A 14603-nucleotide genomic window follows, 5' to 3' on the forward strand; every position below is an offset into this window, starting at 1 on the left:
GATCGGAGACCCGCCCATGACCGCCGCCCCGCCCTCCGCCACCGATGACCTGAGCTTCCGCGACGCCACCGAGGCCGATGTCGACGCGCTCGTGGCGCTCGTCGAGTCGGCCTACCGCGGCGACGACAGCCGGGCCGGCTGGACCACGGAGGCGGACATCCTGGAAGGCCAGCGGACCGATCCACAGGGCGTGCTCGATGTGATCAAGGCCGCCGACAGCCGTCTGCTGACCGTGGAGCTGGACGGTTCGATCGTCGCCTGCTGCCAGCTGGAGCACCGCGGCGACCACGCCTACTTCGGGATGTTCGCCGTCAGCCCCGCCCTCCAGGGCGCGGGCCTCGGCAAGGTGATCATCACCGAGGCGGAGCGCACCGCGCGCGAGACGTGGGGCGCGCGTGAGATGCACATGACCGTGATCTCCGTGCGGGAGGAGCTCATCGCCTGGTACGAGCGCCGCGGCTACCGCCGTACGGGAAAGATGAGCCCCTTCCCGTACGGCGACGAGCGCTTCGGCGTCCCGCAGCGGGCGGACCTGGAGTTCGAACTGCTGGTCAAGCCGCTGGTGTGAGCCCTACGCGGTGAAGCGGCCGGTCCGTTTGATCTCCGGGTAGTCGGTGGTCGCCCCGTCCAGGCCGAGCGCCCGTACGAGCCTCAGGTCGTCCTGGGTATTCACGACCCAGCCGATGATCCGCAGGTCGGCCTTGCGGGCGTGCTCCACGATCTCCTGCGTCAGCCGCCGGATGTTGAGGACGAGGGTCGTGGCGCCGACGGCCAGGGCCCGCTCGACGACGTCCGTGCCGTAGCGGCTGGCGACGAGCGCGGTGCGTACCCCCGGCACGAGCCGGGCGATCTCCGCCACAGCCTCGTCGTGGAACGAGATCACCTCGACCCGGTGCACCAGATCGCGGCGCAGCAGCACCTCGGCGAGCGCCCGGGCCGCCGCCGTGTCCTTGATCTCCGCCTGGAGCGGGGCGCTCACCGTGTCCAGGACCTCCTCGAAGACCGGCACCCGCTCGCCGCGGCCCGCGTCCAGCGTGCGCAGCTCGGCGAGCGTCTTCTCGGCGATCGGGCCCTTGCCGTCCGTGGTGCGGTCCACGTCGGCGTCGTGCATGACGACCAGGGCGCCGTCCTTGCTCAGATGCAGATCGAGTTCGATGAGATCGAGGCCCGCCCGCTCGGCGGCGACGAAGGAACGCAGGGTGTTCTCGGGCTCGACACCCATGGCTCCGCGATGCCCGATGGTGAGGAAGTTCAAGGTGGTCTCGCTTCCGTCGACGGCGGCTCGGCTGCCGGCGCACGGGGCTCGCACGCGACAGGCTCCCGAGACTAACGGCCCGGCCCGGCGATGGGGCCGCTCCGGCGCGAGGCGCCCCTCCCGGCGGGCGTGGGCCCGCGGGGAGTTGACGCGCGCGGCTACGCGGTCGCGCGTCGCAGGCGCGCCGACAAGTGGTGCTGCAACGGCTGTCCGACCGCGGCGAGATCGTGCTCGAACGCCAGGGTGTCGGCGTCGGTGAGGGTGTAGCGGCGGCGGGTCGCCTCGACCTTCTTCGCCGTCGGCGTGAGCGCCACACCGTCGGTCGTGAGGTCGATCGTGCCGTCGGCGGCGCGACCGACCGCGATCTCCGCGATACCGGTGGGCTGGGTGATCAACGCCTCCACGCCGCCGTCCGGCCGCAGCCGCCACCAGCCGCTCTCCCGCGCCGCCGGGCGCAGCGGCGCGTCATCGGCGCCGAGCAGCCAGGCCCGGGCCTCGTACCGCAGGAAGGGACGCCCGTCGTGCTGGAAGGTGACCTCCTGCGCGTAGGCGAACTCCCCGTCGATCGTGGGGTACCCACCTCGCCCGCGGCCGTGCCAGCGCCCCAGCAGCCCGAGCACGGGCGCGAGCAGCTCGTGCGGCGCGGGCGCTCCGTCCGGCAGGTCGCTGTCGCGGTAGGGGTACTCCGGTACGGGCTCGGACACGAGCGGGCTCCTCGGACAGGGGACGGGGTGGAGGGCACAGCCTAGGGGCTCGACCGGGCCCGCTCTCCCGGGCCGCCGGGCCGGCCGCCGTGCCCGGCGGTTCCCCGGCGTGCGGCTCTTCCCTGTTCGTCGCTTCAGGTGCACTCTCCGCAGCACCCGCGCGCGTGCGCCCACCCAACGAGGGAGTCGCCCATGTCCACCGACGAAACGTCCGGCGCCGTCGACCGTCTCGACCCCGAGGCCCGCCCCCTCGTCGACGCGATGGCCGCCTTCTTCCCCGATCTCGGCGGCAGCGTCACCGACGCCGCCGAGGCCCGCCGGATCCTCGCGGCCGCTCCCGCCGCGCCGTTCCCCGCGCCTGTCGTCGGGGCCGTCGAGGACCGGGAGATACCGGGGCCGCCCGGGGCGCCCCCGATCCCCGTACGGATCTACCAGCCGGAACCGGCGGGCGCGGGGGACCCGGCGGCGCCCCGGCCCGTCGTCGTGTTCTTCCACGGTGGCGGCTGGGCCATCTGCGGTCTCGACACGCACGACGGCATCGCGCGCGGTCTGTGCCGCGACGCCGGGGCGGTCGTGGTCTCCGTCGACTACCGGCTCGCTCCTGAGTCACCGTTCCCTGCCGCCGTCGAGGACGCGTACGCCGCTGTGTGCTGGGTCGCGGACCATGCCCGCGAACTCGGCGCCGACGCGGGCGCGTTGACGGTCGCGGGCGACAGCGCCGGCGGGAACCTCGCCGCCGTCGTCACGCACCTCGCCCGCGACGGGGACGGCCCGGGCATCGCCCGGCAGATCCTCGTCTACCCGGCGACCGACGCCCGGCAGAAGGCCGGTTCCTTCGAGGCGAACGCGGCCGGGTACTTCCTGACCGCCGCGCACTCCCGCTGGTTCCGCGACCAGTACCTGGGACCCGACGGCGACCCCGCCCACCCCCAGGTCTCGCCGCTGCTCGCCGAGGACCTCACCGGGCTCCCGCCCGCGCACGTCGTCACGGCGGGCTGCGACCCGCTGTGCGACGAGGGACGCGCGTACGCGAGCGCCCTGCGCGGCGCCGGTGTCCCGGTCACCGAGAGCCATTTCCCGGGCATGTTCCACGGGTTCTTCGGCTTCCCCGAACTCCTCGGCGACGCCCGGCGGGCCCGGGCCGATGTGGCAGAGGTCATCGTTTCAAGTGCGCCAGACAGGAAAAATAGCGGTGGTGCGGGGGGTTGCGCAGGATAATTTCCCGAGAATCCCCTTGTACTGGGGAACCTTGCATGCCTAGGGTGTTCGGACGCGAGGTTCTCCCGTGGAGGATGGGATATGACGGAAATTCTTGTGCAGGAGGGCATGGAGGGGACCATTCCTCCGGCCCGGACGGTCGGCGACAGGGTGGTGGACCACCCGGCGTGGCCCGTGCTCAAGGACGGCGTGGAGGAGATCAGGACCTGGCAGCAGAAGGACGGGTCGATCGACTTCGACGCCGAGGGCGCCCCCGCGCGGGCCACCGCCGATCTCGCCCTGGACCGCGTCATGGCCGCCGTGGAGCAGCTCGCCCCGCTGCTGCCGCACGACGCCGCCTACCACCAGGCACTCCTGCGCGACCTGCGGCGCTGGGCCGACGACGGCTACCGGGTGCCGGACTTCCTGGACTCGCTGCTCGCCTTCCAGCCCGCGGCCCTGCGCCAGGACGGCCTCCAGCACCTGGTGCTCTTCCCGATGTACACGCAGAACGGGAACCCGGACCGCAATCTGGAAGCCGTCGTGCTGCGCATGGTCTGGCCCGAGTGGCTGGCCGAGCTGGAGGCCACGCGCTACGACAACCCCCTCTTCTGCGGCATCACCTTCGAGGACTTCACCTCGGGCTACGACACGAACTCGGCGGTGCTCTTCCCCGAGACGATCGCCGTGCGCGAGGCCCCCGAGCGCTTCTCCTGGGGCGGCATCTTCTGCGACCGCGAGGCGGCCCGGTTCCGCCGTGTCACCGAGGCGGCCGTGGACATCCTCGGCGTCGAGCTGCCCGCGGACATCGCCGAGATGGTCGGCGACCAGGACCGCTGCCAGCAGGCGTTCGTACTGTGGGACATGGTCCACGACCGCACGCACAGCCACGGCGACCTGCCGTTCGACCCGTTCATGATCAAGCAGCGCCAGCCGTTCTGGATGTACGGCCTGGAGGAGCTGCGCTGCGACCTCACCGCCTTCAAGGAGGCCGTGAAGCTGGAGGCCGACGGCGTCCCGCAGGGTCGCGACGTCCAGTACGCCGTGCTGTTCGACCGGATGTTCCGCTTCCCCGTCACCGGCGAGCGCGTACGCAACTACGACGGTCTCGGCGGCCAGCTGCTCTTCGCCTACCTGCACAAGCACGACGTCGTGCGCTGGACGGACAACAAGCTGCACATCGACTGGCAGCGCGCCCCCGAGGTGACGAACCAGCTGTGCGGCGAGATCGAGGCGCTGTACCGCGACGGCATCGACCGCCCGAAGCTGGTGCACTGGTTCGCCGCGTACGACCTCGTGTCGACCTACCTCGCCCCGCACCCCGGCTCCCGCTGGGCCAAGGGCCCCGACGCCCTGGACGTGAGCCTGCCGCCGCGCAAGCTCGTGGACGACGTGCTTCCGGACGAGTTTCCGCTCAGCATGTTCTATGAGGCGCTGTCCAAGAAGCTGAAGCACGTGATCGCCTCGACCAAGGGCATCACGGCGGCGGGCGCCATAGGGGACTCCCCTGCTGGAGCGGAGTCGAGCGCTCGGGGAAAGGTCGCCGCATGAGCGACCGCGTACAGGAGGCGACTGCCATGACCGACACCGATGCCACCACGAACCCGCTGGACGGTGCCGTGATCGCGGTCGCCGGAGCCGCCGGGCCCGCCGGCCGTGCCGCCCTGAAGCGGCTCGCCGAGGCGGGCGCCACGGTCGTCGGCGCCGACGCGGACCCCGAGCGCCTCGCCGCGGCCGTCGACGAGGCGCGCTACGCGCACGGCGGCGCTACGGTCATCGGCGACACCGTCGACCTGCTCGACCTCGACGCCACCCGCGCGTGGGCCGCCCGCATCGAGAAGGACTTCGGCCGGGTCGACGGCGTGGTCCACCTCGTGGGCGGCTGGCGCGGCGGCGCGAGCTTCGCCGAGACCGACCTCGCCGACTGGGACCTGCTGGAGAAGCTCCTGATCCGCACGGTGCAGCACACCTCGCTCGCCTTCCAGGAGCCGCTCGGCCGCTCCGACCGCGGCCGCTACCTGCTGATCAGCGCCGCGGGAGCGAGCAAGCCGACGGCGGGCAACGCCGCGTACGCCGCCTCCAAGGCCGCGGCCGAAGCGTGGACGCTCGCCCTCGGGGACGCCTTCCGCAAGGCGGGGGGCGACGCAGGACCCCGGCAGGCGGCTGCGATCCTGGTGGTGAAGGCACTGGTGCACGACGCGATGCGCGCCGAACGCCCCAACGCGAAGTTCGCGGGCTTCACCGACGTCAAGGAGCTGGCCGAGGCCATCGTCGGCGTCTGGAGCAGGCCCGCCGCAGAAGTGAACGGGACCCGTCTGTGGCTGACAGAGAAGCCGTGAATCCTCCCAGGACCGATGCCCGCAGGCATCACGACCCCACGATCCGGGGTTTCGCCAGCGACAACTACGCGGGCGCCCACCCGGAGATCATGGCCGCGCTGGCCGTGGCCAACGGCGGGCACCAGGTCGCGTACGGCGAGGACGACTACACGGACCACCTCCAGCAGATCATCCGCAGCCATTTCGGCCCGGCCGCCGAGGCGTTCCCGGTCTTCAACGGCACGGGCGCCAACGTCGTCGCGCTCCAGGCGGTCACCGACCGCTGGGGCGCGGTGATCTGCGCCGAGTCCGCCCACATCCACGTCGACGAGGGCGGCGCCCCCGAGCGCATGGGCGGCCTGAAGCTGCTCACCGTTCCCACCCCCGACGGGAAGCTCACCCCCGATCTCATCGACCGGCAGGCGTACGGCTGGGACGACGAGCACCGCGCGATGCCGCAGGTCGTCTCGATCACGCAATCCACCGAGCTGGGCACGCTCTACACGCCCGACGAGATCCGCGCGATCTGCGACCACGCGCACGAGCGCGGCATGCGGGTGCACCTCGACGGCTCGCGGATAGCCAACGCGGCCGCCTCCCTCGACGTCCCGATGCGTACGTTCACGAACGCGGCCGGGGTCGACATCCTCTCGCTCGGCGGCACCAAGAACGGCGCCCTGTTCGGCGAGGCCGTCGTCGTCCTCGACCACGACGCCGTCCGCCACATGAAGCATCTGCGCAAGCTCTCCATGCAGCTCGCCTCGAAGATGCGGTTCGTCTCGGTGCAGCTGGAGGCGCTGCTCGCCAAGGACCTGTGGCTGCGCAACGCCCGCCACGCCAACGAGATGGCCCAGCGCCTCGCCGAGGGCGTCCGCGCCGTCGGCGGCGTGGAGATCCTCCATCCCGTGCAGGCCAACGGCGTCTTCGCCCGCCTCCCTCACGATGTCTCCGAGCGCCTGATGAAGCGCTACCGGTTCTACTTCTGGGACGAGAACGCCGGGGACGTCCGGTGGATGTGCGCCTTCGACACCCGCGAGGAGGACGTCGACGGGTTCGTCGCGGCGCTCAAGGAGGAGATGGCGCGGTAGTCGCCCGGCTGCCAGAGCCTGCATAGGTATGCGATCGGCTGCAAATGTATTGACGGCGGCCGGTCGCGTTTCTATGCTCGCGTGCCATGCGACTGATCCAGCAGAACCCCGACCTGTCGGCCTATCTGGCCGCGGACGGCGTCATCGACCATGACCATCCGCTGGTCCGGGAGACGGCGTCCCGCCTCGCGAAGGACGCCGCCGACTCCTACGCGTACGCCCGCGCCGCCTATGAGTTCGTCCGGGACACCATCCCGCACTCGGCGGACACCGGGGACCCGCGCGTCACCTGGCGGGCGTCCGACGTCCTGGACCGGCGCACCGGGGTCTGCCACGCCAAGGCGCACGCGCTGACCGCACTCCTGCGCGCCGAGGACATCCCGACGGCCCTCTGCTACCAGCGGCTCACGCATGACGCGGGCACGGGCTGGTGCCTGCACGGCCTGCTCGCCGTACGTTTCCACGGTTCCTGGCACCGGCAGGACGTGCGTGGCAACAAGCCGGGTGTCGACGCGCAGTTCTCGCTCGACGGGGAGCGGCTGGCGTGGATACCCGACGTGGAGTCCAATGAGGTGGACTATCCAGTACTCTTTGATGTACCGCATCCGAGGGTGCTCGACGTCATGCGCAGCGCCCCGGACCGCCCGTACCTCTGGGAGCACCTCCCCGACTCGCTCGACCCGTAAGGCACACCATGCCCCTCCAGCTCACCGTCTCCGACGACGTCCGGGCGATCGCCCCTGACTTCCACCACATCGCCGTCGAGGCGTACGGACTCCTCAACACGCCCAGCACGCAGGAGACGTCGGCCCTCCTCGACGACGCCGCGCGCCGCCTGGCCGCGCGCCTCGACGGGCGCGCCCCGCACGAGGACCCGCACATGGTGGCCTGGCGCGCGGCGTACACGGCCTTTGGCGCCAAGCCCAACCGCACGCGCAACTCCGCGGAGGCGCTCGCCAAGAGGGCCCTCGCCGACGGCGGCCTGCCGCGGATCAACACGCTCGTGGACGTCTACAACGCCGTCAGCGTCGCCCATCTGATCCCGGTCGGCGGCGAGGACCTCGGCCACATCAAGGGCGGCATGCGTCTCGTCCGGGCCACCGGCGCGGAGGACTTCGTGACCGTCGCCGCCGGTGAGCAGGTGGTCGAACACCCGGACGCGGGCGAGGTCGTCTGGTGCGACGACGAGGGCGTCACCTGCCGCCGCTGGAACTGGCGCCAGGGCACCCGCACCCGGCTCACCGACACCTCCGTCGACGCCCTGTTCCTGCTGGAGGGCATGGGCGGGCACGCGGGCCTGGAGGCGGCCGGCGCCGAACTGGCCGAACTCCTGCAGAAGTTCAGCCCCGGCGCGCGGCTCACCGTCCACCCGGCGGGTTCATATAGCTAGTTGGCCTCGGCGGCCTTGACCTCTTCGGGGGTCGGGGCCGTCCCGCCGAGGTGCGCGGGCATCCACCACGTGTCGTCCGGCCCCTTGGGGCGTACGGGATAGGCGCGCTGCGCCGCTTCGAGGAGCTCCTGCACGCGGTCCCGGAGCCGGCGCGTGATCGCTCCGGCGTACTGGTCGCGCGGCGCCTCCATGGCCTCGCCCACCCGGATCGTGACCGGGATGTGCTGCCGCTTGAAGTTGCGCGGGCGGCCCTTGGTCCACACGCGCTGGGTGCCCCACAGCGCCATGGGGATCAGCGGCACCCCGGCCTCCTGCGCGAGGCGCACGGCGCCTGTCTTGAAACTCTTCAGCGTGAAGGACTCGGAGATCGTCGCCTCCGGGAAGACGCCGATGATCTCGCCCGAACGCAGCGACCTGAGGGCGTGCTCGTAGGCGTGCTCACCCTGCGTACGGTCCACCGGGATGTGTTTCATGCTGCGCATCAGCGGGCCGGAGATCTTGTGCCGGAAGACCGATTCCTTCGCCATGAAGCGGACCAGCCGCTTCTGGGGCAGGGCTGCGAGGCCGTCGAAGATGAAGTCCAGGTAGCTGATGTGGTTGCTGACCAGGACGGCTCCGCCCGAACGCGGAATGTTCTCCGAGCCCTTGCAGTCGATCTTCAGGTCGAGCGCCTTGAACATCGTTTTCGCGGCGCTGATGACCGGACGGTAGACGAGCTCTGCCATGGAGGGGGTGGACCCTTCTGAGTGCCGAGGGGAGTTTCTTCCGGAGGATTCCGGAGGAGGTGGCTCCCGGCGGTAAGTTACGCAGCCGTAGGTTTTCCGGCTTGCGCAGATCGTGCCCCAAGAACGGCCGAGTGACCAGTCCTGGTTCCGGCCGTGCGCGAGATCCTCGTCACGTGAGCGGGAATGCGCCGGGACGTTCCGGCGCTGCAGTGGAAGCGGCGGACCGAGGAGGCGCAGGATGACCGTGGGACAAGTGACGTTCGATGCCGAACAGTTGGGTGCGGAGCTGGGGGAGCGGGCCACGCTCGTGCAGTTCTCCAGCGCGTTCTGCGCTCCCTGTCGTGCCACCCGGCGGGTCCTCGCGGAGGTCGCCGCCATGGTCCCCGGCGTCTCCCACATCGAGATCGACGCCGAGGCCCGGCTCGATCTCGTCCGGCGCAGCGGCGTCGAGCGGACACCGACCGTGCTCGTCCTGGCCGCCGACGGCCGCGAGGTGCGCCGCGCCGCCGGACAGCCGCGCAAGGCGGATGTCATCGCCGCGCTCGGTGAAGCGGTCTGACGCCGCGGCGTCTTCGGTGGAGGGAGACTCGTGAGGGATCTCCCAGATGACGGAACGCGCTTGACTGCACGCGCCACGTATCGTCAGGCTGGCCGTATGCCTTCGGAACTCCTTCTTTTCCAGCGGGTCCATGTGGACCTGGCCCGCTGTTCGAGCGCGCGCTGTCCCGTCTCCTGACGCAGCCACGGACCCCGCTCGAACCCTCCGGCAGAAGGACAACTCCATGACGGCCACGCCCGACCTGCGCACTGCCCGGCCCGCCACCCCCGACCTGCTCCGCTCCGTCTTCCGGCAGCACGCCGCCGGTGTCGCGGTGATCACGGCGGCCGGCGCCGCGCCCGTGGGCTTCACCGCCACCTCCCTCACCTCGGTCTCCGCCGAACCCCCGGTGATCTCCTTCGGGATCGGCCTGGGCGCCTCCAGCTGGCCCACCGTCGCCGAGGCCGACCACATCGGCGTCCACATACTCGGTGAGCACCAGGCGGATCTCGCCGCCACGTTCGCCAGGAGCGGCGCCGACCGCTTCGGTGCCCCCACCCGGTGGTTCGAGGGCCCCGAGGGCGTTCCCGTCCTGGACGGCGTGCTGGCCTGGCTGGTCTGCAAGGTCATCGCGCGGGTACCCGCGGGGGACCACCGGATCGTGCTCGCGGAGGCGGTCTGCGGGGACCCGGCGGGCGCGGGCCGGCCGCTCCTCTACCACCAGGGCCGTTTCAACGGGCTGCGTGACTGAGGGCACCCGCCGGGGAAGTTCCTGCTCCGCGCGATTACTCAGCGTTGGCAAGGTCACAGTTCAAAGCGCTTGCTCAGTGGGCATGAACTGGATGTACTGACGAGTAATATTTCGTTCGGAGCGCGGGCCGCCCCGACCGGAGGAGTCCGCAACGGGCGCCTATGCTGCCTGCTAGAAGGCGCTGTCAGCCGCAGCAGCAAAGCCGCCCAGTAAAAGACGATTGCAGTAGGAGAGCCGGCGTGAGCTTGAGGATCGTTGTCACCGTGAAGTACGTGCCCGACGCCACCGGCGACCGGCACTTCGCTGATGACCTGACCGTCGACCGCGATGACGTGGACGGGCTGCTGTCGGAGCTGGACGAGTACGCGGTGGAGCAGGCGCTGCAGATCTCGGAGAACTCCGACGACGACGTGGAGATCACCGTTTTGACGGTGGGTCCGGAGGACGCGAAGGACGCGCTGCGCAAGGCGTTGTCGATGGGCGCGGACAAGGCGATCCACGTCGAGGACGACGACCTGCACGGCACCGACGCCCTCGGCACCTCCCTGGTGCTGGCCAAGGCGATCGAGAAGGCCGGTTTTGACCTTGTCGTCTCCGGCATGGCGTCCACCGACGGCACCATGGGCATCGTCCCGGCGCTCCTCGCCGACCGCCTGGGCGTGCCGCAGGTGACGCTCCTGTCCGAGGTCTCGGTCGAGGGCGGCACCGTCAAGGGCCGCCGTGACGGCGACACCGCGTCCGAGCAGCTGGAGGCCGCGCTGCCGGCCGTCGTGTCGGTCACCGACCAGTCCGGTGAGGCGCGTTACCCCTCGTTCAAGGGCATCATGGCGGCGAAGAAGAAGCCGGTGGAGTCCTGGGACCTCTCCGACCTCGACATCGAGGCCGAGGAGGTCGGCCTGGAGGGTGCCTGGACCAAGGTCGAGTCGGCCGCCGAGCGGCCGGCGCGCACCGCGGGCACGATCGTGAAGGACGAGGGTGAGGGCGGCAAGCAGCTCGCCGAGTTCCTCGCGGGCCAGAAGTTCATCTGAGCCTCGGCCGTTCCGGCAAGTTCACCCCACCTTCTTTGTGATTGCAGGAGATTGAAGTCCCATGGCTGAAGTTCTGGTCTACGTCGACCACGTGGACGGCGCCGTCCGCAAGCCCACCCTCGAGCTGCTGACCCTGGCCCGCCGCATCGGCGAGCCGGTCGCCGTCGCGCTCGGCAACGGCGCGGGCGACACCGCCGCCGCGCTCGCCGAGCACGGCGCCGTCAAGGTCCTCACGCACGAGGCCGCCGAGTACGCCGACTACCTCGTCGTACCGAAGGTGGAGGCCCTGCAGGCCGCCGTCGAGGCCGTCTCCCCGGCCGCCGTCCTGATCCCCTCCTCCGCGGAGGGCAAGGAGATCGCCGCGCGTCTGGCGCTGCGCATCAAGTCCGGTGTCATCACCGACGCCGTCGACCTGGAGGCCGGTGACGAGGGTCCGGTCGCGACCCAGTCGGTGTTCGCCGCCTCCTTCACCACCAAGTCCCGCATCTCGCAGGGCACCCCGGTCATCACGGTCAAGCCCAACTCCACCGCCGTCGAGGCGGCCCCGGCCGCCGGTGCGGTCGAGGCGCTCACCGTCTCCTTCTCGGAGCAGGCCACCGGCACCAAGGTCACTTCGCGCACCCCGCGCGAGTCGACCGGCCGCCCCGACCTGACCGAGGCCGCGATCGTGGTCTCCGGTGGCCGTGGCGTCAACGGCGCGGACAACTTCTCCATCATCGAGGCGCTCGCCGACTCGCTCGGTGCGGCCGTCGGTGCCTCGCGCGCCGCGGTGGACGCCGGCTGGTACCCGCACTCCAACCAGGTCGGCCAGACCGGCAAGGCCGTCTCGCCGCAGCTGTACATCGCCAACGGCATCTCCGGCGCGATCCAGCACCGCGCCGGCATGCAGACCTCGAAGACGATCGTGGCCGTCAACAAGGACGCCGAGGCCCCGATCTTCGACCTGGTCGACTACGGCGTCGTCGGCGACCTCTTCGACGTCGTCCCCCAGCTCACCGAAGAGGTCAAGACCCGCAAGGGCTGACCGGTTCCGCCCGCTCGACGGGGCCGCGTGGCGTTCATCGCCGCGCGGCCCCGTCCGCGTACCGGGACCATGCCAGGGGGCCATTGACGCGGATCACCCCGCCGGTTAACTTCGCTATACGGATTGTTGATTCCGTGCAGCGGAAACATCGAGCGTATGGAGGGTGCAGGGATGGGTCAGCAGGAGAAGGTGTCGACGAGCCTCGCGGGCGCGGTCAGTGAGGCCATCAGCGCCTCGCTCGCCCCGGTCGACGCGGAGCTGGGCCGCCGATACCCCGGAGACCCGGGTACCCGCCAGCCGGTCCACACCGTCTACGTCCCCGGCGACGCCTTCGACGCGGGCACCCTCCGCTCCTGGGGCGGTCAGGCCCTCGCGCAGCTCGACGAGCACGCCCCGGACGCCGCCTCGTTCGCCGCGGTGCTCGGACTCGGCGACGACCTGGCCGAGCCTGTGTACAGCCGCGTACGGGCGAAGCTGGAGCGCGAGCCCGTCGAGGACCTGCGCGTCGACTTCGAGGACGGCTACCGGCCCGCCTCCGACGCCGACGAGGACGAGACGGCCGCCCGCGCCGCGCGCGTCATCTCCGAGGCGTACGCGAATCGCACCGCGGCCCCGTACATGGGCATCCGCATGAAGTGCATGGAGGCCCCGGTCCGCGACCGCGGCATCCGCACCCTCGACATCTTCCTCACCGGCCTCATGGAGCACGGCGGGCTGCCCGACGGGCTCGTCCTCACGCTGCCGAAGGTGACGTACCCGGAGCAGGTCACGGCGATGGTCCGGCTCCTGGAGGCGTTCGAGAAGAGCCACGGGCTCGACGCGGGACGGCTCGGTTTCGAGATCCAGATCGAGACCAGCCAGTCCATCCTCGCCGCCGACGGCACCGCCGCCGTCGCCCGCATGATCGGCGCCGCCGAGGGGCGCGCGACGGGCCTGCACTACGGCACGTTCGACTACAGCGCCTGCCTCGGTGTCTCCGCCGCGTACCAGGCGAGCGACCACCCGGCCGCCGACCACGCGAAGGCCGTCATGCAGGTCGCCGCCGCCGGCACGGGGGTGCGCGTCTCCGACGGTTCCACCAACGTGCTGCCCGTCGGCCCCACCGCCAAGGTCCACGACGCCTGGCGCCTGCACTACGGCCTCACGCGCCGCGCCCTCGCCCGCGCCTACTACCAGGGCTGGGACATGCACCCCGGCCACATCCCGACGCGCTACGCGGCCGTCTTCGCCTTCTACCGCGAGGGTTTCGAGCAGGCCGCCGCGCGCCTGTCCGCCTACGCCAGCCAGTCCACCGGCGACATCGCCGACGAGCCCGCCACCGCCAAGGCCCTCGCCGGGTACCTGCTGCGCGGCCTGGACTGCGGCGCGCTCGACGTCGCCGAGGTGGCCCGGCTCAGCGGCCTCACCCGGGCCGACCTGGAGGGCTACGCGGGGCCGCGCCGCGGCGACCTGACGGTGACGGCCAAGTAGAAGCAGGCCGCCGCGGGCGTCCGTCCCCAAGGGGCGGCGCCCCGCGGCATCGGGGCAGTGCCGTCAGCCCGCCGGCGGCAGCTCGCCCGAACCGCGCTTGATCAACCGCGTCGGCAGCTCGATGCGCTCCGGCAGCAGCGTCGCCCCGTCGAGCTGCCGGAACAGCCGCTCGGCCGCGGTCCGGCCCAGCTGCGCCGCGTCCTGCGCCACCACGGTGACCCCGGGCCGGAGCAGATCGCCCAGCTCGATGTCGTCGAAGCCGACCAGGGCGACGCTGCGCTCCAGCTCGGCCAGGACCCGGACCACGGTCACCGTCACACGGTTGTTGCCCGCGAAGATCGCCGTGACGGGCTCGGGCCCCCGCAGCATCTCCTCCGCGGCGCGCCGCACCCGCTCGGGGTCGGTGACGCCCAGCGACATCCACCGCTCGTCGACGTCTATCCCGGCGTCCTCCATCGCTGCCCGGTAGCCGCGCAGGCGCTCGGCGGCGGTGTGGATGCGCGGCTGGTCGCCGATGAAGCCGACGCGCCGGTGGCCGCCCGCGACCAGATGCGCGACGCCGTCCCGCGCGCCGCCGAAGCTGTCGGAGAGGACCACGTCCGCGTCGATCCGCCCGGCGGGCCGGTCCACGAACACGGTCGCGACCCCGGCCGCGATCTCCGGCTCCAGGTACCGGTGGTCGTCACCGGCCGGGATCACGACGAGGCCGTCCACGCGGCGCGCGCAGAGTGCGAGCACCAACTCCTGCTCGCGGTCGGGATCCTCGGCGCTTGAACCGTTGATGAGCAGCGCTCCGTGCGCGCGGGCGACCTCCTCCACGGCGCGGCTGAGCGGACCGTAGAACGGGTCGGCCAGATCCTCCAGGACGAGACCGATGCTGGCCGTACGTCCCTTGCGCAGGACCCGCGCGCTGTCGTTGCGCCGGAAGCCGAGCGCGGTGATCGCCTCCTGTACGCGGCGCTCCGTGTCCGGGGTGACGCCCGGCTCGCCGTTGACGACCCGGGAGACCGTCTTCAGGCCCACCCCGGCGCGCGCGGCGACGTCCTTCATGGTCGGGCGATTGCCGTAGCGGTTCTCGGTGCGGCGGGCGGTACGGTCCACTATGCGCTGTCCTG

The 14603-nt window shown here is 71.5% G+C and carries 16 protein-coding genes; 12 read left to right on the top strand and 4 right to left on the bottom strand.

Going from position 1 to position 14603, the window contains the following annotated elements:
- Nucleotides 1-16 precede the first annotated feature (16 nt).
- A complete protein-coding gene (locus tag ACZ45E_RS24220; protein WP_468223839.1) occupies nucleotides 17-568 on the top strand; it encodes a GNAT family N-acetyltransferase in 552 nt (183 codons plus the stop codon).
- 3 nt (nucleotides 569-571) lie between these two features.
- On the opposite strand, the gene ACZ45E_RS24225 is transcribed toward ACZ45E_RS24220, so the two are convergent.
- Both ACZ45E_RS24225 and ACZ45E_RS24230 read right to left on the bottom strand, forming a co-directional pair.
- On the bottom strand, nucleotides 572-1255 hold the full coding sequence (locus ACZ45E_RS24225; protein WP_468223842.1) for a glycerophosphodiester phosphodiesterase: 684 nt from the start codon (nucleotides 1253-1255) through the stop codon (nucleotides 572-574).
- A gap of 158 nt (nucleotides 1256-1413) precedes the next feature.
- Nucleotides 1414-1959, bottom strand: a complete 546-nt coding sequence (locus ACZ45E_RS24230) for a heme-binding beta-barrel domain-containing protein (RefSeq protein WP_468223845.1) — start codon at nucleotides 1957-1959, stop codon at nucleotides 1414-1416.
- A 192-nt stretch (nucleotides 1960-2151) separates the two neighbouring features.
- Here ACZ45E_RS24230 and ACZ45E_RS24235 point away from each other — a divergent pair, with 192 nt between their 5' ends.
- From ACZ45E_RS24235 to ACZ45E_RS24260, 6 genes are all read left to right on the top strand, one after another.
- Nucleotides 2152-3177 (top strand): alpha/beta hydrolase, encoded by a 1026-nt coding sequence (locus ACZ45E_RS24235; protein ID WP_468223848.1) that lies wholly within the window; start codon nucleotides 2152-2154, stop codon nucleotides 3175-3177.
- An 81-nt stretch (nucleotides 3178-3258) separates the two neighbouring features.
- Nucleotides 3259-4707, top strand: a complete 1449-nt coding sequence (locus ACZ45E_RS24240; RefSeq protein ID WP_468223850.1) for a DUF6421 family protein — start codon at nucleotides 3259-3261, stop codon at nucleotides 4705-4707.
- Nucleotides 4704-5495 (top strand): SDR family NAD(P)-dependent oxidoreductase, encoded by a 792-nt coding sequence (locus ACZ45E_RS24245; RefSeq protein WP_468223853.1) that lies wholly within the window; start codon nucleotides 4704-4706, stop codon nucleotides 5493-5495. Before ACZ45E_RS24240 ends, ACZ45E_RS24245 begins: the two co-directional genes overlap by 4 nt.
- Entirely contained in the window at nucleotides 5492-6562 is a 1071-nt protein-coding gene (locus ACZ45E_RS24250; RefSeq protein WP_468223856.1) for a threonine aldolase family protein, read from the top strand. Before ACZ45E_RS24245 ends, ACZ45E_RS24250 begins: the two co-directional genes overlap by 4 nt.
- 86 nt (nucleotides 6563-6648) lie before the next feature.
- Complete coding sequence (locus ACZ45E_RS24255) at nucleotides 6649-7248, top strand: transglutaminase-like domain-containing protein (RefSeq protein WP_468223857.1); 600 nt, start codon at nucleotides 6649-6651, stop codon at nucleotides 7246-7248.
- 8 nt (nucleotides 7249-7256) lie between these two features.
- Nucleotides 7257-7952, top strand: coding sequence for a B3/B4 domain-containing protein (locus tag ACZ45E_RS24260; RefSeq protein ID WP_468223859.1), 696 nt, complete (start codon nucleotides 7257-7259; stop codon nucleotides 7950-7952).
- Here the strand turns inward: ACZ45E_RS24260 and ACZ45E_RS24265 are convergent.
- On the bottom strand, nucleotides 7949-8677 hold the full coding sequence (locus tag ACZ45E_RS24265) for a lysophospholipid acyltransferase family protein (RefSeq protein ID WP_468223862.1): 729 nt from the start codon (nucleotides 8675-8677) through the stop codon (nucleotides 7949-7951). The genes ACZ45E_RS24260 and ACZ45E_RS24265 overlap by 4 nt on opposite strands.
- 238 nt (nucleotides 8678-8915) lie before the next feature.
- On the opposite strand from ACZ45E_RS24265, the gene ACZ45E_RS24270 reads away from it, so the two are divergent.
- From ACZ45E_RS24270 to ACZ45E_RS24290, 5 genes are all read left to right on the top strand, one after another.
- Entirely contained in the window at nucleotides 8916-9236 is a 321-nt protein-coding gene (locus ACZ45E_RS24270; RefSeq protein WP_468223864.1) for a thioredoxin family protein, read from the top strand.
- Between the two features lie 223 nt (nucleotides 9237-9459).
- Nucleotides 9460-9966, top strand: a complete 507-nt coding sequence (locus ACZ45E_RS24275; RefSeq protein ID WP_468223867.1) for a flavin reductase family protein — start codon at nucleotides 9460-9462, stop codon at nucleotides 9964-9966.
- A gap of 239 nt (nucleotides 9967-10205) precedes the next feature.
- Nucleotides 10206-10994 (top strand): electron transfer flavoprotein subunit beta/FixA family protein, encoded by a 789-nt coding sequence (locus tag ACZ45E_RS24280; RefSeq protein WP_468223869.1) that lies wholly within the window; start codon nucleotides 10206-10208, stop codon nucleotides 10992-10994.
- 61 nt (nucleotides 10995-11055) lie between these two features.
- The gene (locus ACZ45E_RS24285; protein WP_468223871.1) at nucleotides 11056-12018 is read left to right on the top strand and encodes an electron transfer flavoprotein subunit alpha/FixB family protein; all 963 of its coding nucleotides are present in this window, start codon (nucleotides 11056-11058) and stop codon (nucleotides 12016-12018) included.
- A gap of 171 nt (nucleotides 12019-12189) precedes the next feature.
- Entirely contained in the window at nucleotides 12190-13488 is a 1299-nt protein-coding gene (locus ACZ45E_RS24290) for a DUF6986 family protein (RefSeq protein ID WP_468223874.1), read from the top strand.
- A 63-nt stretch (nucleotides 13489-13551) separates the two neighbouring features.
- Here the strand turns inward: ACZ45E_RS24290 and ACZ45E_RS24295 are convergent, their stop codons facing one another.
- Nucleotides 13552-14589, bottom strand: coding sequence for a LacI family DNA-binding transcriptional regulator (locus tag ACZ45E_RS24295; RefSeq protein WP_468223876.1), 1038 nt, complete (start codon nucleotides 14587-14589; stop codon nucleotides 13552-13554).
- Between the last annotated feature and the right edge of the window lie 14 nt (nucleotides 14590-14603).

The organism is Streptomyces sp. NPDC030991 (assembly GCF_055571235.1).

Coding starts and splice junctions, on each gene's coding strand:
- ACZ45E_RS24220 (WP_468223839.1), top strand. CDS start 17: ATGACCGCCGCCCCGCCCTCCGCCACCGATGACCTGAGCTTCCGCGAC.
- ACZ45E_RS24235 (WP_468223848.1), top strand. CDS start 2,152: ATGTCCACCGACGAAACGTCCGGCGCCGTCGACCGTCTCGACCCCGAG.
- ACZ45E_RS24240 (WP_468223850.1), top strand. CDS start 3,259: ATGACGGAAATTCTTGTGCAGGAGGGCATGGAGGGGACCATTCCTCCG.
- ACZ45E_RS24245 (WP_468223853.1), top strand. CDS start 4,704: ATGAGCGACCGCGTACAGGAGGCGACTGCCATGACCGACACCGATGCC.
- ACZ45E_RS24255 (WP_468223857.1), top strand. CDS start 6,649: ATGCGACTGATCCAGCAGAACCCCGACCTGTCGGCCTATCTGGCCGCG.
- ACZ45E_RS24260 (WP_468223859.1), top strand. CDS start 7,257: ATGCCCCTCCAGCTCACCGTCTCCGACGACGTCCGGGCGATCGCCCCT.
- ACZ45E_RS24265 (WP_468223862.1), bottom strand. CDS start 8,677: ATGGCAGAGCTCGTCTACCGTCCGGTCATCAGCGCCGCGAAAACGATG.
- ACZ45E_RS24270 (WP_468223864.1), top strand. CDS start 8,916: ATGACCGTGGGACAAGTGACGTTCGATGCCGAACAGTTGGGTGCGGAG.
- ACZ45E_RS24275 (WP_468223867.1), top strand. CDS start 9,460: ATGACGGCCACGCCCGACCTGCGCACTGCCCGGCCCGCCACCCCCGAC.
- ACZ45E_RS24285 (WP_468223871.1), top strand. CDS start 11,056: ATGGCTGAAGTTCTGGTCTACGTCGACCACGTGGACGGCGCCGTCCGC.
- ACZ45E_RS24290 (WP_468223874.1), top strand. CDS start 12,190: ATGGGTCAGCAGGAGAAGGTGTCGACGAGCCTCGCGGGCGCGGTCAGT.